This is a genomic window from Pantoea sp. 18069, from assembly GCF_902706035.1.
GTDB lineage: Bacteria > Pseudomonadota > Gammaproteobacteria > Burkholderiales > Burkholderiaceae_C > Comamonas.
Window position 1 is genome coordinate 60,505 of the sequence record NZ_CACSJA010000020.1, and the last position, 19,177, is coordinate 79,681.

Sequence of the window (19,177 nt, forward strand, 5' to 3'; positions counted from 1 at the left end):
CGGAGTCCTTACATTCAATGGCTGCCAAGATAAGCCGCCCGGATTTTCGGGTCGGCGCGCAGCGCCTTGCCGCCGCCCTGCATCGTGATGCAACCGGTTTCAAGCACATAGGCGCGATCGGCCACGGCCAGCGCCTGGTTGGCCATCTGCTCGACGAGCAGGATCGTGACGTCCTTTTGCTGCAGGCCGCGGATGATGGCGAAGATCTCCTTGACGATCAGCGGCGCAAGGCCCAGCGAAGGCTCGTCGAGCAGCAGCAGCTTGGGCCTGGCCATCAGCGCGCGTGCGATCGCCAGCATCTGCTGCTCGCCCCCCGACATCGTTCCCGCCATCTGGTCCTGGCGCTCGCGCAGCCGCGGGAACGCGTCGAACTGGGCCTCGATATCGGCGTCGATGGCCTGACGGCCCACCTTGCGGTGGTAGGCGCCCAGGATCAGGTTGTCCCTCACCGTCTGGTCGGCAAACACCTGGCGGCCTTCGGGCGACTGCGCGATGCCCATCGCGACGCGCTGATGGCCGGGCAGGCGCGTGATGTCCTGGCCGTCGAACACGATGGAGCCGCTGCTGGCGGGCTCCAGGCCCGACAGCGCTTTCATCAGCGTGCTTTTTCCCGCGCCGTTGCCGCCGATCATGGTGACGATTTCGCCCGCATGCACTTCGAGGCTGATGCCGCGCAAGGCCTGCACCGCGCCGTAGTGCACCTGCAGATCGGTGACTTTGAGCAAGGCTTTCTCAGACATGGCTTTCTCCCAGGCCCACGGGGCCGCGCGAAGCTGCAGGCGCCGGGTGCGGCACTGCGTCTCCTTCATCGTCGTCATCGGTGCCCAGATAGGCCGCAATCACGCGCGGGTTGCTTTGCACCGCGAGCGGCACGCCCTCGGCGATCTTTTCGCCGTAATCGAGCACGATCACATGGTCGGAAATGGCCATCACCAGGTCCATATGGTGTTCGATCAGCAAGATGGTGATTCCCAGATCGCGGATGCTGCGTATCACTTCCACGAGCTCCGCCGTTTCCTGGGGATTGAGGCCCGCGGCCGGCTCATCGAGCAGCAGCAGCGTGGGGCGCGTGGCGAGTGCACGCGCCAGCTCCACGCGCCGCTGCAGGCCGTACGGCAGGCTGCCGGCGAGCGCGCGCGCATGCTCCTGCAGGCCGAGGAACTGCAGAATTTCCAGCGACTCGGCCGTGGCCTTGGCTTCGTCGCGGGACGCCGCGGGCAGGCCCAGCAGATACGGCCAGAAGCCGGTGCGGATATGCTGGTGCAGGCCCACCTTCACGTTGTCTATCACCGACATGTCGGCAAACAGCTTGAGGTTCTGGAACGTGCGCCCCAGGCCCATGTTGCAGATCCGGTAGACGGGTCGCCCGACGATGCTCTTGCCGCGAAACTCTATGGAGCCCTTGCTCGGCGGCACGATGCCCGACAGGATGTTGAGCAGCGTGGTCTTGCCCGCGCCGTTCGGGCCGATCAGCGAATGCACATGGCCCGACTGGATCTCGATGTCCAGGTTGTTGGTCGGCACCACGCCACCATAGGCCTTGTACAGGCCTTGCGTGCGCAGCAGCACTTCGCCGCTGGCCAGGGCATCGCTTTGCACATGCGAACGCCAGGGGGCGATGGGCGCGCGCTCTGGCCCCACGGCCCGGCGGTCGTACCAGCGCACGCGGCGAAACAGTGCCGACAGCGCGCCCGACAATCCATTGGGCATCGCATACAGCGCGAACAGCAGCAGTGCGCCATAGGTGAAATGCTGCACGCCCGGCCAGCGCGCGAGAAACGCATCGAGCAGCGTCAGCACCACGGCGCCGAGCAGCGGCCCGTATACCGAGCGCCCGCCAAACAGCACGATCAGCAAAAAGAAGACCGACAGGTTGAAGGTGATGAAGTCGGAATTGATGTACTGGTTCTGCTGGGTGATCAGCGCGCCCGCGAAGCCGCAGGTCACGGCGCTGATCACGAAGGCCAGCACCTTGTACTTGTAGACGCTCACGCCCACGCTTTCCGCGGCCACTTCAGCCGTGTTGACCGCCATGAACGCCCGGCCATACTTGCCGCGCAGCAGAAAGCGCAGCATCAGATGGGCTGCGATGCCCAGCGCCAGCACCACCCAGACCCATTGCCGCGCATCGAGCGGCTCGCCGCCGAACGTCAGCGGCAGCACGCCGTAGATGCCCTGCTGGCCGGCAAACACATCCTGCCACTCGGAGACCACCTTCTCCACCACCACGCCAAAACCGATGGTCACCATCGCCAGCGCCGGGCCCTTGACGCGCAGCGCGGGCAAGGCAATCACCACGCCGAACACCGCGGCCATCACGCCTGCGGCCACAAACGCGAGCCAGGGGTTCCAGCCGAGCTTGGCCGTGAGCAGCGCGGCCGTGTAGGCTCCCACGGCAAACAGCCCCGCATGGCCCAGCGACTTCTGTCCGGCATAGCCGACCAGCACGTTCAGCCCCGCGGCGGCAAGATAGTTCACGCCGATCAGGAACAGGACCTTGAGATAGAAACCGTTGTCGGTGACCAGCGGAATCAGCCCCACCAGGGCCGCAAAGGCAATGATGCCCAAAAGATGCTTGTACTGGCTCATCAGACCTTCTCCACCACGCGCTGACCCAGCAGGCCTTCAGGCTTGAGCACCAGAACAAAAATGATCAGCAGGAAGATGCTGATCTCGCGCAACTCCGCATGCCACAGTCCGACCATGGCCTCGATCAACCCGAGCAGAAAGCCGCCCAGCATGCAGCCGCGCGGGTTGCTCAGGCCGCCGACGATGGCCGATGAAAACGCCTTGAGCGCCAGCGTCAGCCCCATGAACACCGAGGCGGTGGTGATGGGCGCAATCAGCAGGCCGGCGATGCCGGCCAGGCTCGCGCTGACCACAAAGGCCAGCACCACGATCGCCGTCACGTTGATGCCCATCAGCGTCGCCGCGGTGCTGCTTTGCGCCACGGCGCGCACCGCCTTGCCCAGGCGTGTCCTGCGCATCACGGTATCGAGGCACAGCATCAGCGCGATGCTCACGCACAGCACCAGGATTTCCTGCGGCAGCACGCCCGCGCCGCCGATGCGCAACACCTCGTTGCCCAGCGGCGAAGGCATGACCATGGGCGAAGGGCCCCAGATGGCCAGTGCAATGTTCTGGATGATGATGCCGAAGCCGATCGTGCTCATCACCCAGGCCAGGCCGCCCTGGCCGATGAACGGACGGATCGCGGCGTAATACACCACGACGCCCAGCAGGCCCATGATCACCACCGTGGCCAGCAGACTCAGGCCATAGCGCGCCAGCGTCACTTCGGCTTCCTTCAGGCTGCCCTTGAAATCGTGGCCGGCCAGCAGCAGCAAGGTCGACACCGCGATGAATGCGCCAGCGACGAGAAACTCGCCCTGGCCGAAATTGAAGGTTTTGGTGGTGTTGTGGGTGATATTGAAACCCAGCGCCACCAGGGCATAGATGCTGCCCAGTGCCAGGCCACTGAACATGGCCTGAAGAATACTGACTGCCATACGTGCAACTCCCATCGCTCGCCATACCAACGCAAGGTGCTGGTGGACTGCCTGCGCAGTCCACCAGCGACACCCATCACGGACAGGATTTACTTCTTGAAGTCGGCGGGCTGGAAGCCCTTGGTCACGGAGTCCTCGAACTTCACGACGGTGTCGCCCTTCCAGCGCGCCAGGTAGAAGTCGCTGACGTTCAGGCCTTCGTGCATGGTCTTGGTGAACGGCTTGTTGTAGGTCTTGATCACGCCTTCCACGCCTTGCAGGTTCTCGAGCGCCGCGGCCACCTTGGGGCCGTCGGTGCTGTTGGCCTGCTTCATCGCGGCGGCGATCAGCATCACCGAGTCATAGCTTTGCGCCGCGCAGGGGAAGGTGGTCAGCGTGGGAAAGTTCTTGCGCACGCGTTCGCCCAGCGCGCGGGTTTTCTCGTTGGTGTCTTCCGTGGTCGACGCCGCCATGATCAGGTGCTCGGCCAGCTTGGGGCCCGTCATCTTCGGGAACAGCGAGCTCAGATTGCCCCAGGCGCCCAGCGTGGTCGGCAGGTAGTTGATCTTTTCCATGCTGCGCAGCACCTGGGCCGTGCCATCGGCCAGGCCGTAGACGATCACCGTGTCGGCACCCGCCGCCTTGATCTTGGACAGCTGCGAAGTGATGTCCGTATCCTTGGGGCCGAACTTTTCCACCGCCACCGGCTTGATGCCGTGCAGCTCCAGAATCGCCGTAGCATCCTTGGTGCCGCCCTGGCCATAGCCCGTGGAATCGGCGATGACGGCAATCTTCTTGCCTGGGGAATGCTTGGCCGCATAGGCCGCCAGCAGCGCGGACTGCTCGCGGTCCACCATGGAGATGCGGAACAGGTAGTTCTGCGCCTCGTTCGCATAGCGGGTGGTGATCTCGGAGCCGGTGGCAATCGGCACCACCACGGGAATCTTCTTTTGCTGGGGAAGGTGCAGCCAGGCCAGGGCATTGCCCGAGTTCGCGGGCCCGACGACGGCCGCGACCTTTTCGTTGTCGATCAGCTCGGTCATGTTCTGGATCGACTTCGGGGGCGTGCCCAGATCGTCGCGGATCACGCCCACGACCTTGCGCCCCATGATGCCGCCGGCCTTGTTGATGTCCTCGATCGCGGCCTCGAAGCCCCAGCGCCCCGAAATCCCCAGCTCGGCGACACCGCTGCCCGACATGTCGGCGTTGTAGCCGATCTTGATGTCCTGCGCATAGGCCGTGCCCGATACGATGGCGGCGGCAATCGCCGTTTTGGCAAATCCTTTGAACCAGTTCATGCTTGTCTCCTTTGACGGCTTTTGTGAGGTCCCCCCCAAAGCCATCGGCTTTGGGTATGCGACCCATTTGGTGTCTGGTCAATATAGACAAACTGTATCCATGCCGACAGGTACAGTTGAGCGATACAGTCCCTGGCAGCGCAAAGGTCCCCGAAAAGCGTTTCAGCCCCGGCGCCGTGCCCCCTACTCCAATGCCTTTTGTCGACGCATGGTCAGTGCCAGCACGGCCAGGCTGACCACGGCACCCAGACCACCGAGCACGGGAAAGACGGGAACCCCGAACCATCGCACATCCCAGGCCAGCAAGGTGGGCCCCATGCCCAGAATGAAGGCGCCGGCCACCACCGCCAGCGCCATGCGCGTGGCGGCACGCTCCACGGCCAGCGAGACGCGCTGCAGATGGCGGATGTTCATGTCCACCCCCACGCGGCCTTGTTTCAGGCGATACATCAGCAGGCGCAATGTCTTGGGCGCATCCGCGGCCATCTCGTAAAGCTGGGCCAGGGCCGCGCGCTGCTCCCGCAGCAGCCGCTCAGGCGCGTAGCGCGCCCTGATCTGCGCCTCGACCATGGGCTGGGCAATGCGCACGACGTCGAATTCAGGATCCAATTGCAGCAGCACGCGATCGGCCGTGATCAAGGCCTTGAAGAGCAAGGCCATGTCGGCCGGCATGACCACCTGGGCCTCGCGTGCCAGGTCCATGAATCCGATCATGGAAGCCCCCAGCGACAGGGGCTTGTCATTGCGCTTGGCAACATAGCGCTCCACGGCCGACTCCAGCATAGAGATGTCGGCCTGGGCATCACCCGTCCATTCGAGCAGCACCATGACCAGACCGTTGGCATCCCCCTCGACCATGGCACGCAACAGCACCAGGAACTGATCGCGCCGCCGCTCGGAAAGATGGCCGACCAGACCGAAGTCGATAAAGCCCACGCGATTGTCCGACATGGCCAGCAGATTGCCGGGATGGGGATCGGCATGGAACAGCCCATCGCGCAGCACCATCTGCAAAAACGCCTGGGCGCCGCGCCGGGCCAGCAGCGGCCCGTCGAGCGCCGGGTGCAGCCGCACCTGGTGGGCGGGCACGCCAGGCAACAGGTCCTGCACCAGCAACTCAGGACCGCTGAGCTCCCAGACGATGCGCGCGATGACGATGTCGGGCTGCTGGGCAAAGGCATCGGCCACGAGGTCGTTGTGCTGCCCCTCTATCGTGAAGTCCAGCTCATCGCGCAATGCCTCGCTGACTTGCCGGGCCACTTCGACGGGACGGTAGCGTTCGAGTTGCGCAAAGCGCTCCTGAACCAGCAGGGCGACATGCTTGAGCAGGCGGGCATCGGCCTCCAGTCCGGCGCGTATCCCCGGGCGCTGCACCTTGACGACCATCTCGCGCAGCGTGCCATCGTCGCGCAGCACGCTGGCGCGATAGACCTGGGCGATGGAGGCCGCCGCCAGAGGCTCGCGGTCAAAGCGGCTGAAAGCCTGTTCTATCGGCATGCCCAGCTGGGCTTCGATGTGCGCCTGCATCACGTCCCACGGCAGGGCTGCTGCCTGCTGCTGCAATTGCTCCAGCGCCTGCGTCCATTCAGCGGGCAGCAGGTCCGAGCGGGTGGCCAGGATCTGGCCGAGTTTGACGAAGGTCGGGCCCAGGGCCTCTATCGCCATCCGCACGCGCTCGGGTCGGCTGGCGAGGGCCTGTGCGTCGCTGCCGTCGTCGCTGACCGGGCTCCACGCAGCCCAGCGCGACAGTCCCAGCATCTGGACGACGTCAGCCAGGCCAAACTTGAGCAATGTTCCTACGATTTCCTGCAGACGGGCGCGATCGCGCACCGCCACGATGCCGGTATACAGCATGGCCATGGACTCTCCTTCAGGCAGCTAGCAAGCAGCAGCGCAGCGGCTGCGACGGGACATGTTCATCGGCACGGCTTCACCTCACATGCGAGAGGTCGCTCAGCCGCGCATGACTTCGACACTGTACCGTTCTCAGAGACACAGGGCGAAGCTGGAACGCGGCGAGCGCATCAGCCCCGTGGACTGCCCGCTGTCGACCCGCACACCGCATCGAGCAGCCGATCGAGCGCCTGCTGGTACTGCAGCGCCATGTCCTCTATCTGCGCCGGCTGCGCCTGTCCCGCGGCCAGCGCCAGGCCGCTGCCATGCGCATGGTCAACAAGAATGTCGCGCCAAAGCAAGGGGGAGTCGGTGATCCGCGCCAGCAAGGCGGTCAAACGCGCGGTGATCTGGCGTGTCACGCCGGCGAAAGCTTGCGGCGTCGCAAAAATCGCCAGCGTCAGTTGCGGATACCGGCCCACGGCCTGGTGGTAGCGGGTGAGCAGCGCCCGGATTTGCGCCCGTTCGCCGGCCAGCCCCACCGGCTCATCAAGCGCCTGGACATACACCTGGTCGGCCAGCGCCCGCAGCAGCCCGGCCTGGTCGCCGACGTGGCGGTAGAGGCTCATGGGCGTGACGCCCAGCCGCGCGGCCAGGGCGCGCATCGTCAGGCCCTGGCCTGCCCCTTCGCCCAGCAGCACCAGTGCCGCAGCCAGGATGTCATCGCGTGACATCCCCTGCCCCTGGGCCGGGCGCCCGCGCGCGCGTGTCATGGCACCTGCCGATAGCTGGACTGCACCAGGCCCGAAGGGAAGCTGCGGCTGGAGAGCAGCGTCCAATCGATATCCCGGGACAGCGCGCCGAACAAGCGCCTTCCCGACCCCAGCAGCACGGGCACCGTGGTGATCACCATATCGGCGACCAGCCCGTCGCGCAGAAAGGACTGCACCAGTTGCCCCCCATCGACATAGACCCGGCGCACGTTCTGCCGGGCCAATGTATCCATCACCTCACGGGGAGCGCTGCCGCTGAACCGGACTTTGCCCTGCAGCGCCTCGGGCACGGCCGCATCGGCCAGCTGTTTCGACAGCACCAGCACGGGACGGTCATAAGTCCAGGGGCCGAGCGTCAGCATCTTCTCGTAGGTGCCCCGACCCATCACGATCAGGTCCTTGTCGGCAATGAAGTCCGCGTAGCCATGGTCCTCGTTCGCATCGTCGCGCTGCAGCAGCCAATCGATATCACCATCGGGGCGGGCAATGAAGCCATCCAGGCTGGTGGCAATGAAAACATGTGCGGTGGCCATGTGGATTCCAATAAATATACAACGTATATTATTGTGCGAAAATTGCTTCCTGTCCCAAGCCCGGCTGGCAGCGCCTTCGCACAGCACTCAGAACGTGTTCACGATCTCTTCGCGCCGCGACAGAGCCTTGGCGGGATGGGATGCTAGGCGCAGTACCGCAGCAATAGCCCTGCTATTGCGAGGATCTGCAACGACGCAGACCGCCCGCCAAGGCTCTGTCCCGAAGGGTTGGGACGAAATCGGGCGATTTCTTCGCGCTGCAGCTTGCTTGCACCCCGGTGCAAGCTGCGCCCCAGCGCTTCGAACTCATCCCGATTGCGTCCCAACGCGACGCGTTGAGATCATGAACACGTTCTCAGATGCGGCCCGGCAGTCCCCCTTTGGTACAGTGGCTTGGCGGCGTCGACGTGCCAGGCACCACCGACGAAAGCACTCCCCCTGCGGGCATGCAACATTCAGCCTGAGACCCATCCCGGTTTGCGCGATGACCATCCGAAATACCGACTCCGTACCGCCATCCAAGCCCTTGCGACGCAGGCTCGCCAAGGGCGTGATGGTGCTGGCTGCCGCACTGTGCTGGCTCAATGCCGCGATCATCGCGACCAACGGGGTGTTCGTTGCCACGGGATCACAGGCAATCACCGTCAGCGTGGTCGTGGCGTTGCTGTATGCGCTGATTGGCTTTGTGCAATTCAAGATGCAGCATCACCTGTTCAGGCTCTGGGCCGCACCCGCGCCGGGCGACGAGGGGCATCCCGCGGCGCTGCGCAGCCTGACATTTTTCAGCGCCCTGTTTTCGGCCGGCATCGTGCTGGTCATGCTGCTCTCGCTGTCCGCGGTCTTGAGCCGTATCACGGAAGGCTACGCCATCTTCGGCTGACGATGCGCGCCACCGCGCGTGCGATCAGCGCCAGCACGGCGGCTTGCGCCCCCTGCGGTTCATGCGCGTCGATGGAATGCAGCAAGGACCGGTGCAATTCCAGCGCCTGGGCGCCAGCCCCCAGGCATCGCTGGACGCCTGAAAACCGGTCTTCCAGACGGCGGACAGAGCTGTCTCCAATGGCTGGATGAACTGCTTGTCTCGTCTGGCGCAGCGCCATCAGGCAGGCGATCAGCTCACTGTCGGGCGGCGGGTCACGCTCCCGATGGGATGCGCCTGCGCGGGCCTGCGCACGCCAGATTTATGCGGATTTCGCATATGCAAGCACTGAAATGGTCGTTGGAAATCTGGGGCCCCGGTCCCAGACTCGTCTCACATTTTTCACTCCCATCGGAGCCCATGTGAACGACGTCGTCACGCGCCAGGAGGCGCCACCCCATTTCTTCTGGTTCATCCCCACGCATGGCGACGGTTCGTACCTCGGATCCGAAACACGCCAGCGTCCGCCCGATTTCAATTACTTCCGCAACGTGGCCACGTCGGTGGAACACCTGGGCTATGAGGGCGTGCTGCTGCCCACGGGCCAGGCCTGCGAGGACTCGTGGATCACGGCCACCGGCCTGGCAACCGCGACCAGCCGGCTCAAGTTCCTCGTGGCCCTTCGCCCCGGCGTGGTGCAGCCGACCTACGCGGCGCGCCAGACCGCGGCGCTGGACCGTCTGAGCAACGGGCGCCTGCTGCTCAACGTGGTGGTGGGCGGCAACCCCACCGAACTGGCTGGCGATGGCCTGTTCCTCTCGCACGACGAGCGCTATGAGCAGGCCGGCGAATTCCTGCACATATGGCAATCCCTGCTGGCCGGCGAAACGGTGGATTTCACCGGCAAGCACTACAAGGTCCAAGGCGCACGGCTGGACTTTCCGCCGGTGCAGCAGCCCCGGCCGCCGCTGTACTTCGGCGGCTCTTCCGAAGCGGGGCAGGCGCTGGCCGCGGACCAGACCGAGCTCTATCTCACCTGGGGCGAGCCGGTCGAGCAGGTGGCCCAGAAAATTGCCGCCGTGCGCCAGCAGGCCGCGGCACGCGGGCGCACCTTGCGCTTTGGCATTCGCCTGCACTTCATCGTGCGCGAAACGGACGCCGAAGCGCGCGCGGCCGCCGAACACCTGATCAGCCATGTCACCGACGAGCAGATCGCCAAGGCGCAGCAGCGCTTCACCAAGGAAATGGACTCGGTGGGCCAGCGGCGCATGTCCGCGCTGCACGGCGGCGACCGCGAGCGGCTGTGGGTCGCGCCCAACCTGTGGGCCGGCATAGGCCTGGTGCGCGGCGGCGCCGGCACCGCGCTGGTGGGCGATGCCGACAGCGTGGCACAGCGCATACGCGAATACCAGGCGGCGGGAATCGACACCATCATCGGTTCGGGCTATCCACACCTCGAAGAGGCGTACCGCACGGCCGAGCTGTTGTTCCCGCGCCTGGGCCTGTCCACACGCCGGCCGGATGCGCCACCGCGCGCCTATGGCAACGAGTTTTCCTCTCTCGCAACGACGCGCCTGCAGTCGGCGTCGTGAGTGCAGCACTTCAAAATAGAAACACTCCCATGACATCCAGAAGACAGTTCAACTCCGGCCTGCTGGCCCTGGCCGCCGCAGGTTTGCCAACGCTGGGCCAGGCCCAGCAGGCCGCACCCAAGGAATTCAAGATCGGCTGGCAAAAAGGCTCGGCGATCATGGTGCTGGCCAAGCACAACCAGGTCTTCGAAAAGCGCCTCAAGGCGCTGGGCGTGGACAGCGTGAAGTGGGTCGAGTTCCAGTTCGGCCCGCCGCTGCTCGAAGGACTGGGTGTGGGCGCGGTGGACATAGGCGCCGTGGGCGACACGCCGCCGATCTTTGCCCAGGTGGCCGGCGCCAAGGTGGCCTATGTCGCCACAACGCCGTCTTCGCTGAGCGCCATCCTGGTGCCCAAGGATTCGCCGATCAAGACCGTGGCCGACCTCAAGGGCAAGCGCGTGGCCTTCGGCCGGGGCTCCAGCGCCCATGCCCTGACGGTGCGCGCGCTCGCCCACGTCGGCCTGAGCCCCAAGGACATCGAACCGGTGTATCTCTCGCCCGCGGACGCCACGGCTGCATTCAACGGCGGCCGGGTCGACGCCTGGTCCGTCTGGGACCCCTACTTCGCCATCGCGCAGCAGCGTTACAACGCCCGCGTGCTGATCGACACCACGGCCCCCCATTTGGCGAGCTACTCCTACTATCTGGCCAACCGGGATGCCGCGCAGAAGTACCCGGCCGTGCTGTCGGCCGTGCTTGAGGAAATCGGCAAGCTGATCGTATGGGCGGGCGACAACCGCAAGGAACTCGCGGAGTTCTACGCCAAGGAGACAGGCGTAGAGCTGGAATCGACGCTGCTCGCCTTCCAGCGCGCCCCGTATGCCTGGAGCACCGTCACCGACGCGCACATCCGCTCGCAGCGTGAACTCGCGGCGTCCTTCTATGAACTCGGCATCGTTCCCAAGAAAGTCGACCCCAAGGAGATCCTGTGGAAAGCAACGGCACTTTGAGCACGGTCGATACCGCCGTCACCGCCCGGCCCGCACCACCGCCCGCCTGGCTGACCGCATGGCGGCGCTGGCTGGCCGACGGCGGCATTGGCTGGCTGCTGCCTGTGGGCCTGTTGCTGCTCTGGGAAGCGGCATCGGTTCTGGAGTTGCTGCCCGCAACCATCCTGCCCGCGCCCAGCGCGGTGTTCGCGGCCGGCTGGCGGTTGCTGCTCAAGGGCGAACTGCTGGCACATATCGGCGTCAGCGGCGCGCGCGCCCTCGCAGGGTTCATCGTGGGCGGGCTGATCGGGTTTGCGCTGGGACTGGCCAATGGCCTGTCGGCGCGCAGCCGCAACTTCACCGACACCACCTTGCAGATGGTCCGCAACGTGCCGCACCTCGCGCTGGTGCCGCTGGTGATCATCTGGTTCGGCATTGACGAAGGCGCCAAGCTGTTCCTGGTGGCCCTGGGCGTGTTCTTCCCGATCTACGTCAACACGCTGCTGGGCATACTGACCGTGGACACGCAGCTGATAGAGATGGGGCGCGCCTACGGCATGTCGCGCCGCACGCTGTTCCTGCGCGTGCTGCTGCCAGGCGCCCTGCCCTCGATCTTTGTCGGGCTGCGCTACGGCCTGGGCATCATGTGGCTCACACTCATCGTCGCCGAGACCATCGCCGCCTCGTCCGGCCTGGGCTACATGGCCATGCAGGCGCGCGAGTTCCTGCTGGTCGACGTGGTCGTGCTGGCGATACTGATCTACGCCTTGCTCGGAAAACTGGCCGACAGCGTGGCGCGCTCGCTGGAACGCCGCACACTGCAATGGCATCCCTCGTTCAGAAAGTAAACGACCCATGTCCCATACAGATCAAGGCGGTGCGTTCCGGCTGGAGGGCGTCTTCAAGGACTTTGGCGGCAAAGCCGTATTGCGTGGCATCGACCTGGCGGTGCCGGCCGGCCAGTTCGTCGCCGTCATAGGACGCAGCGGCTGCGGCAAGAGCACGCTGCTGCGCCTGCTCGCCGGGCTGGACGCGCCCACGCGTGGCCGCGTGCAACTCGCAACCGGCGACGACCCGGCGCGGGCCAGCGCCCGCATCATGTTCCAGGAGCCGCGCCTGCTGCCCTGGGCGCGCGTGATCGAGAACGTCGAAGTGGGCGTGCCCGAGACCGAATCGCCCGCCGAGCGGCGCAAGCGCGCGCTGGAATTGCTCAACGAAGTGGGCCTGGCCGACCGGGCCGACGACTGGCCCGGCGTGCTCTCGGGCGGCCAGCGCCAGCGCGTGGCCCTGGCGCGCGCGTTGGCCAGCCGGCCCCGTTTGCTGCTGCTCGACGAGCCGCTGGGCGCGCTCGATGCGCTCACGCGCATAGAGATGCACAAGCTGCTGGAGAGCATCTGGCAACACCAGGGCTTCTCTGCCGTGCTGGTCACGCACGACGTGAGCGAAGCCCTGGCGCTGGCCGACCGCATCGTGCTGATCGACGACGGCGCCATCGCGCTGGACGTGCTGGTGTCCGTGCCGCGTCCGCGCCGGCGTGGCCAGGTGGAGCTGGGCCAACTGGAAGACGAGATTCTCGGCCACCTGTTCGAGGGGGCGGCGGCCGCCGCGCACTGACCCGTCCGGCAATAGCTTGACTCAACTGGACGAATCACAGAAAACAGAAAAGCCACCCGAAGGTGGCTTTTTGCTTTCCCGATTGGCACCGGGAAATTGTTTTGGCGGAGAGGGCGGGATTCGAACCCGCGGTGGGGATAAACCCACACACGCTTTCCAGGCGTGCGACTTAAGCCACTCATCCACCTCTCCGAAGACCGCAATTGTAGCAACAGTTTCGCTATCCAAAAACGAACTGCGCGAAATTTGCGAAATTAGTTGCGCGCGCCGCCGACCTGCACCATCTTCATCGCCGAAGTGATGAGGCTGGAGACTTCGGTCATGTTGCTCGGCACGATCAGCGTGGTCTGGGCGTCGGCAGCGACCTTGCCGTAGGCTTCGACGGCGCTCTGGGCCACCTTGAGCTGCACGGCCTGCTCGCCGCCGGGCTGGCGGATGGCTTCGGCGATGCGCTCGAGCGCCGTGGCCGTGGCCTCGGCGACGGTGGTGATGGCTGCGGCTTCGCCCTGGGCATTGTTGATCGCGGCCTGCTTCTCGCCTTCGGAGCGCGCAATGAAAGCTTCGCGTTCGCCGGTGGCGATATTGATCTGTTCCTGGCGGCGGCCTTCGGAAGCAGCGATCAGCGCGCGCTTTTCGCGCTCGGCCGTGATCTGTGCCTGCATGGAGCGCAGGATTTCCGCGGGCGGCGTCAAGTCCTTGATTTCATAGCGCAGCACCTTGACGCCCCAATTGAGCGCCGCTTCGTCAATGGCCGCAACGATCTGCGTATTGATCATGCCGCGCTCTTCGAAAGTCTTGTCGAGTTCGAGCTTGCCGATCACGCTGCGCAGCGACGTCTGGGCCAGTTGCGTCACCGCCATGATGTAGTTGGACGAGCCGTAGCTGGCGCGCATCGGGTCGGTGACCTGGAAGTACAGGATGCCGTCGACCTGCAGTTGGGTGTTGTCGCGCGTGATGCAGACCTGGCTGGGCACATCGAGCGGGATTTCCTTGAGGCTGTGCTTGTAGGCCACGCGGTCGACGAACGGCACGAGGAAGTTCAGGCCCGGGGTGAGCGTGCCTGCGTATTTTCCCAGGCGCTCCTTGACCCAGGCGTTCTGCTGGGGCACGACCTTGATCGAGCGTGCAATGAAAATGGCCGCAATGACCAGAAGAATGATGGCAACTTCCATGGTGTCTCCCTCCCCCTTCGGGGCGTGGTTGAAATTCGCTGACAAAGAAAATCTGCGGATCTGGGCGGCGATGGGCCGCCCGCGCCCGCGGTGGTCTAGAGCTTGTCGACAAGCAGGCGATTGCCTATGACTTCGGCCACACGGTGCGTGCCGGGAGTCGGCGCATTGCCCGGACGCAGCACCACGGTCCACTGCGCGCCGCGGTAGCGCACCTGCGCCGTACCGTCGGCCGCCCAGCTCTCGACCTGGACCGATTCGCCGATGTCCAGATTCATGCTGCGGTTGCTTTGCGCGGGCTGCAGGCGCACCTGGCGCCGGCGCAGCAGATAGCAGGCGACGACGGCGGCCGCGCCCACCAGCGCGGCTGACAGAATCTGCCCGGTTTCGGAAGCGCCAAGGTGGGCCGCGAGCGCCCCCGCCACGGCGCCTACCGCCAGCATCAGCAGATAAAAGCTGCCCGTGAGCAACTCGGCCGTGACCAGTGCGCCCGCAATCAGCCACCACACCGTAAAACTTGCCATACGCCCGCCTCCTGTCTATTTCGATGTCTGTAGTTCACCACAGTTATGGGGTGATAAGGTGCTGCTTTCACAGGCGCAATAAGGATATTCCTTACACTCGCGCCTGTTTCGTTTTTTTAAGCCCGACACAACGGAGGCTGCGCATGAAATTCCGCTTTCCCATCATCATCATTGATGAGGACTACCGCTCCGAGAATACCTCGGGTCTGGGCATTCGTGCCCTGGCGCAGGCCATCGAGACTGAAGGTTTTGAAGTGCTGGGCGTCACCAGCTACGGCGACCTGACGCAATTCGCCCAGCAGCAGAGTCGGGCCAGCGCCTTCATTCTCTCGATCGACGACGAAGAGTTCACATTGGGATCGGGGCTGGACCCCATCGTGCTGAGCCTGCGCAAGTTCATCGAGGAAGTGCGCCGCAAGAACGCCGATGTGCCGATCTACGTGCACGGCGAGACCAAGACCAGCCGCCACCTGCCCAACGACATCCTGCGCGAGCTGCATGGCTTCATCCACATGTTCGAGGACACCCCCGAATTTGTCGCCAAGCACATCATCCGCGAAGCCAAGAACTACCTCGAAAGCGTGCAGCCGCCGTTCTTCAAGGCGCTGCTCGACTACGCCGAAGACGGCTCGTACAGCTGGCACTGCCCCGGGCACTCGGGCGGCGTGGCGTTTCTCAAGAGCCCCGTGGGCCAGATGTACCACCAGTTCTACGGTGAGAACATGCTGCGCGCCGACGTCTGCAATGCCGTCGAGGAACTGGGCCAGCTGCTGGACCACAACGGCGCCATCGGCGCCAGCGAACGCAATGCCGCGCGCATCTTCAATGCCGACCACTGCTTCTTCGTGACCAACGGCACGTCGACATCGAACAAGATCGTCTGGCACCACACCGTGGCCTCGGGCGACGTGGTGGTGGTGGACCGCAACTGCCACAAGTCGGTGCTGCACGCGATCATCATGACGGGCGCGATTCCGGTGTTCCTCAAGCCCACGCGCAACCACTTCGGCATCATCGGGCCCATTCCGCAAAGCGAATTCGCGCCCGAGACCATCCAGGCCAAGATCGCCGCCAATCCACTGCTGCAGGGCGTGGACGCGAAGGCCGTCAAGCCGCGCGTGCTCACGCTGACGCAGTCGACCTACGACGGCGTGCTCTACAACACCGAAACCATCAAGAGCATGGTCGACGGCTATGTGGAAAACCTGCACTTCGATGAAGCCTGGTTGCCGCACGCGGCCTTCCACCCCTTCTACGGCAGCTACCACGCGATGGGCAAGAAGCGCGCGCGCCCCAAGCATTCGGTGGTCTATGCGACGCAGTCCATTCACAAGCTGCTGGCCGGCATCAGCCAGGCTTCGCATGTGCTGGTGCAGGACTCGCAGACGCAAAAGCTCGACCGCCACCTGTTCAACGAGGCGTACCTGATGCACACCTCGACCAGCCCGCAGTACAGCATCATTGCGAGCTGCGACGTGGCCGCGGCGATGATGGAGCCGCCCGCGGGCACGGCGCTGGTCGAGGAAAGCCTGGCCGAGGCGCTGGACTTCCGCCGCGCGATGCGCAAGGTCGAAGAGGAATTCGGCAAGGACGACTGGTGGTTCACCGTCTGGGGTCCTGACGACATCATCGAAGAAGGCCTGGGCACCGCCGAAGACTGGATCTTCCGCGCCAAGTCCAAGGGCAAGAAGGCTTCGGCCAAATGGCATGGCTTCGGCGATCTGGCCGACGGCTTCAACATGCTCGACCCGATCAAGTCGACCATCGTCACGCCCGGCCTGAACCTCGACGGCGCGTTCGACAAGACCGGCATTCCCGCGTCCATCGTCACCAAGTACCTGTCCGAGCACGGCGTGGTGGTCGAGAAGACCGGCCTGTATTCGTTCTTCATCATGTTCACCATCGGCATCACCAAGGGCCGCTGGAACACCATGCTCACGGCCTTGCAGCAATTCAAGGACGATTACGAGAAGAACCAGCCGATGTACCGCATCCTGCCCGAGTTCTGCCAGCAGCACCGGCAGTACGAGCGCATGGGCCTGCGCGACCTGTGCCAGCATGTGCACCAGATGTACGCCAAGCACGACATCGCCCGCCTGACGACCGAGATGTACCTCTCGGACCTCACGCCGTCGATGAAGCCTTCGGACGCCTACGCGCATATCGCGCAGCGCAGGACCGAGCGCGTGGAGATCGACCGCCTCGAAGGCCGCACCACCGTGGGCCTGGTCACGCCCTACCCGCCGGGCATTCCGCTCTTGATTCCCGGCGAAGTCTTCAACAAGAAGATCGTCGACTATCTGCTGTTCGCGCGCGATTTCGCCAAGGTGTGCCCGGGCTTTGAAACCGACATCCACGGCCTGGTCGAGGAAGAGGACGAAGCCGGCGTGGTGCGCTACTACGCCGACTGCGTGGCCGAAGCCCCCAAGGTCGCGGCCAAGCCGGCGGCTGCATCACGCGCCAAGGCGCCAGCCAAGGCTGCAGTGAAGACCACGGCCAAGGCAGCGGTCAAAGCGCCCGCGAAGGCAGCGGTGAAGACCGCGGCAGCCCAGGCGCCTGCGAAGGCTGCGGCCAGGACGCCTGCCAAGACCGCGGCAAAAACGCCCGCCAAAGCCCCCGCAAAAACCGCAGCCAAAACAGCGGCGAAGGCACCGGCCAAGGCCGCGGTGAAAACCGCGACGCCCGAAGATGTCGCCACCATGACCGAAGACCGCACCACCGCCAAGCGCACGGCCCGCGCCACGGCGACGCAGGGCAAGGGCAAGAAGACGCTGGTGCAGGTCGGCGCTGACGAGTTCAGCCGAAAGATCTGATCATGCCGCCCGCCTGGGCCTGGCGCCTGGCGGCCTTTGGCTGGGCAGCCGCCATGGCCTGGGGCTGCCTGCAGGAAGCGGGCGGATCGGCCCCCGCCTTGTGGCGCCTGCCGCATATCGACAAGCTCGCGCATGCGGGCATGCACGCCCTGCTCGCCTGGCTGCTGTGGCGCAGCGTAGGCCGCGCCACCCTGCGCACCGGCATTTCTATCGTGGCATTGTGCGCGGCCTATGGCCTCGCCATCGAATGGGGGCAGTGGCAGTTCACGCTGACGCGCAGCGCCGAAGCCCTCGATGCGCTGGCCAACACGCTGGGCGCGGTGCTCGGCGTGACGCCGGGCCTTCGGCCCGCGCGCCATGGCCGCGCGCGCCTGGCACAGCTGCGGTAAAAACCATCGAGTCATCGCAGCTGCGCAGCCGGGCATTGCCCTGCGCCGCTGCGCGGCGGCGCCTTCCCCCGCACAATGCCTGCAGACCGCGCCGCGCCCCGCGCTGCGCTCTTCTTCTCCTCCTCTTCACTGGAACCCGGCCATGACCGACCTGCCTCCCATCCTGATGCACGCCCCGACGCTCGAATCCCTGGCCCGCGCGCGCAACAGCCTCATGAACGCCCAGGAAGCCAACCCCGACTGTCGCATCCGCATCATCGCCAACGCCCAGGCCGTGGCCGCTGCACTCGATATTCCCCACGCGCAGGCCGACGCGCATACCGCCCTGTGCCCCAACACGCTGATGCACCTGCAGCGCGTACCGCACGCGCCGCTGCAAGTGCTGGCCGGCCCGGCCGTGCTTGAAATTGCCGCCCTGCAAGCCGCGGGCTGGATCTACATCCGCTCCTGACGGCCCCCTCGCACCCGCAATGGACCAGATCCTGCAACTCGGGCCCCTGGCCTTGCCTGTGTCCTGGCTGGTGCTGTTTGTCGCCTGGCAAGCGGGGAGCTTTGTGGCCGAGCGCCGGGTGCGGCGCCAGGGCCGGACGCTAAGCCTGCATGGCTGGCTGCTGCCCTTCGCGGGCTGGGCGAGTGCCCGCGCGGGCTTTGTCGCCGCGCATTGGGAGGGCTATGCGGGCAGCCCGGCAAGCCTGCTGGGCATTCTCGATATCCGCGACGGCGGCTGGTTCCCATGGACCGGCCTGCTCGTCGCCTTGATCTATGGACTGGTGCTGGCCTGGCGCAGCCACCCCGCAGGCCGGCCACTGCTCTGGGGCCTGGGCCTGTTTTGCGCGCTGTGGCTGGGCGCCCAGGCGGTGTCGCGCGCCCTCGCCGGCCCGCCGGCGCAGTTGCCGGTGTTCAGCGCCGTGGCGCTCGATGCGCGCACCGTCGACCTGCCCGCCTTGACCGGCACGCCCGTGGTCATCAACCTCTGGGCCAGCTGGTGCCCTCCCTGCCGGCGCGAAATGCCGGTGTTGCTGCAGGCGCAGCGCGCCCACCCGGAAATCCGCTTTCTGTGGGTCAACCAGGGCGAATCGCCCGAAGTCGTGCAGCGCTTTTCCGCCCAGCACGGCCTGCCGCCCGACGCCGTTTTGCTCGACCTGCCAAGCCGCCTGGGGCAGATGCTGGGACGCAGCACCTTGCCCACGACCTTGTTCTACAACGCCCAGGGCCAGCTCGCCGACCTGCGCACCGGCGAAGTCTCGGCCGGCTCGCTGGGCCAGCATCTGCAGCGCATCGAACCGCCCGCCCCAACCAAGACGCCACCGTAAGCCGCCCAGGG

The 19,177-nt window shown here is 65.4% G+C and carries 18 protein-coding genes and 1 tRNA gene; 9 read left to right on the forward strand and 10 right to left on the reverse strand.

Features of this window, described 5'->3' with window-relative positions:
* Nucleotides 1–14: 14 nt before the first annotated feature.
* The 7 genes from GVL12_RS16185 to GVL12_RS16215 all read right to left on the reverse strand — a co-directional run bounded on the left by GVL12_RS16185 (nt 15) and on the right by GVL12_RS16215 (nt 7,925).
* On the reverse strand, nt 15–725 hold the full coding sequence (locus GVL12_RS16185; RefSeq protein ID WP_368855046.1) for an ABC transporter ATP-binding protein: 711 nt from the start codon (nt 723–725) through the stop codon (nt 15–17).
* A gap of 7 nt (nt 726–732) precedes the next feature.
* Nucleotides 733–2,589 carry an ATP-binding cassette domain-containing protein gene (locus GVL12_RS16190; protein ID WP_200843809.1) on the reverse strand — a complete coding sequence of 619 codons (1,857 nt, stop codon included), beginning with the start codon at nt 2,587–2,589 and terminating at the stop codon, nt 733–735.
* On the reverse strand, nt 2,589–3,509 hold the full coding sequence (locus tag GVL12_RS16195) for a branched-chain amino acid ABC transporter permease (RefSeq protein WP_159915856.1): 921 nt from the start codon (nt 3,507–3,509) through the stop codon (nt 2,589–2,591). Before GVL12_RS16195 ends, GVL12_RS16190 begins: the two co-directional genes overlap by 1 nt.
* A gap of 89 nt (nt 3,510–3,598) precedes the next feature.
* The gene (locus GVL12_RS16200) at nt 3,599–4,786 is read right to left on the reverse strand and encodes an ABC transporter substrate-binding protein (RefSeq protein WP_159915857.1); all 1,188 of its coding nucleotides are present in this window, start codon (nt 4,784–4,786) and stop codon (nt 3,599–3,601) included.
* 183 nt (nt 4,787–4,969) lie between these two features.
* Nucleotides 4,970–6,646, reverse strand: a complete 1,677-nt coding sequence (locus tag GVL12_RS16205) for an AarF/ABC1/UbiB kinase family protein (RefSeq protein ID WP_200843810.1) — start codon at nt 6,644–6,646, stop codon at nt 4,970–4,972.
* A gap of 164 nt (nt 6,647–6,810) precedes the next feature.
* Complete coding sequence (locus GVL12_RS16210) at nt 6,811–7,353, reverse strand: TetR/AcrR family transcriptional regulator (RefSeq protein WP_200843811.1); 543 nt, start codon at nt 7,351–7,353, stop codon at nt 6,811–6,813.
* Nucleotides 7,354–7,388: 35 nt separating this feature from the next.
* Nucleotides 7,389–7,925, reverse strand: a complete 537-nt coding sequence (locus GVL12_RS16215; protein WP_200843812.1) for a dihydrofolate reductase family protein — start codon at nt 7,923–7,925, stop codon at nt 7,389–7,391.
* 484 nt (nt 7,926–8,409) lie between these two features.
* Between GVL12_RS16215 and GVL12_RS16220 the strand changes: the two genes are divergently transcribed.
* The 5 genes from GVL12_RS16220 (at nt 8,410) to GVL12_RS16240 (ending at nt 12,958) form a co-directional block, all read left to right on the forward strand.
* Nucleotides 8,410–8,805, forward strand: coding sequence for a hypothetical protein (locus tag GVL12_RS16220; protein ID WP_159915859.1), 396 nt, complete (start codon nt 8,410–8,412; stop codon nt 8,803–8,805).
* 401 nt (nt 8,806–9,206) lie between these two features.
* The gene (gene ssuD, locus GVL12_RS16225; RefSeq protein WP_235033886.1) at nt 9,207–10,376 is read left to right on the forward strand and encodes an FMNH2-dependent alkanesulfonate monooxygenase; all 1,170 of its coding nucleotides are present in this window, start codon (nt 9,207–9,209) and stop codon (nt 10,374–10,376) included.
* Nucleotides 10,377–10,405: 29 nt separating this feature from the next.
* Complete coding sequence (locus GVL12_RS16230) at nt 10,406–11,365, forward strand: aliphatic sulfonate ABC transporter substrate-binding protein (protein WP_159915861.1); 960 nt, start codon at nt 10,406–10,408, stop codon at nt 11,363–11,365.
* 50 nt (nt 11,366–11,415) lie between these two features.
* Nucleotides 11,416–12,192: an ABC transporter permease subunit gene (locus tag GVL12_RS16235; protein ID WP_159915926.1), complete on the forward strand. Its 777-nt coding sequence runs from the start codon at nt 11,416–11,418 to the stop codon at nt 12,190–12,192.
* A gap of 7 nt (nt 12,193–12,199) precedes the next feature.
* Entirely contained in the window at nt 12,200–12,958 is a 759-nt protein-coding gene (locus GVL12_RS16240; RefSeq protein ID WP_159915862.1) for an ATP-binding cassette domain-containing protein, read from the forward strand.
* 102 nt (nt 12,959–13,060) lie between these two features.
* On the opposite strand, the gene GVL12_RS16245 is transcribed toward GVL12_RS16240, so the two are convergent.
* From GVL12_RS16245 to GVL12_RS16255, 3 genes are all read right to left on the reverse strand, one after another.
* Nucleotides 13,061–13,150, reverse strand: a tRNA-Ser gene (locus tag GVL12_RS16245).
* Nucleotides 13,151–13,212: 62 nt separating this feature from the next.
* Nucleotides 13,213–14,130, reverse strand: coding sequence for an SPFH domain-containing protein (locus tag GVL12_RS16250; protein ID WP_159915863.1), 918 nt, complete (start codon nt 14,128–14,130; stop codon nt 13,213–13,215).
* 95 nt (nt 14,131–14,225) lie between these two features.
* Entirely contained in the window at nt 14,226–14,651 is a 426-nt protein-coding gene (locus tag GVL12_RS16255) for an NfeD family protein (protein ID WP_159915864.1), read from the reverse strand.
* A 143-nt stretch (nt 14,652–14,794) separates the two neighbouring features.
* On the opposite strand from GVL12_RS16255, the gene GVL12_RS16260 reads away from it, so the two are divergent.
* The 4 genes from GVL12_RS16260 to GVL12_RS16275 all read left to right on the forward strand — a co-directional run bounded on the left by GVL12_RS16260 (nt 14,795) and on the right by GVL12_RS16275 (nt 19,166).
* Entirely contained in the window at nt 14,795–17,464 is a 2,670-nt protein-coding gene (locus GVL12_RS16260) for an arginine/lysine/ornithine decarboxylase (protein WP_200843813.1), read from the forward strand.
* Nucleotides 17,465–17,466: 2 nt separating this feature from the next.
* Nucleotides 17,467–17,853: a VanZ family protein gene (locus GVL12_RS16265; RefSeq protein WP_159915865.1), complete on the forward strand. Its 387-nt coding sequence runs from the start codon at nt 17,467–17,469 to the stop codon at nt 17,851–17,853.
* Between the two features lie 142 nt (nt 17,854–17,995).
* Complete coding sequence (locus GVL12_RS16270; RefSeq protein WP_159915866.1) at nt 17,996–18,304, forward strand: hypothetical protein; 309 nt, start codon at nt 17,996–17,998, stop codon at nt 18,302–18,304.
* Nucleotides 18,305–18,323: 19 nt separating this feature from the next.
* A complete protein-coding gene (locus GVL12_RS16275; RefSeq protein ID WP_159915867.1) occupies nt 18,324–19,166 on the forward strand; it encodes a TlpA disulfide reductase family protein in 843 nt (280 codons plus the stop codon).
* Nucleotides 19,167–19,177 lie beyond the last annotated feature (11 nt).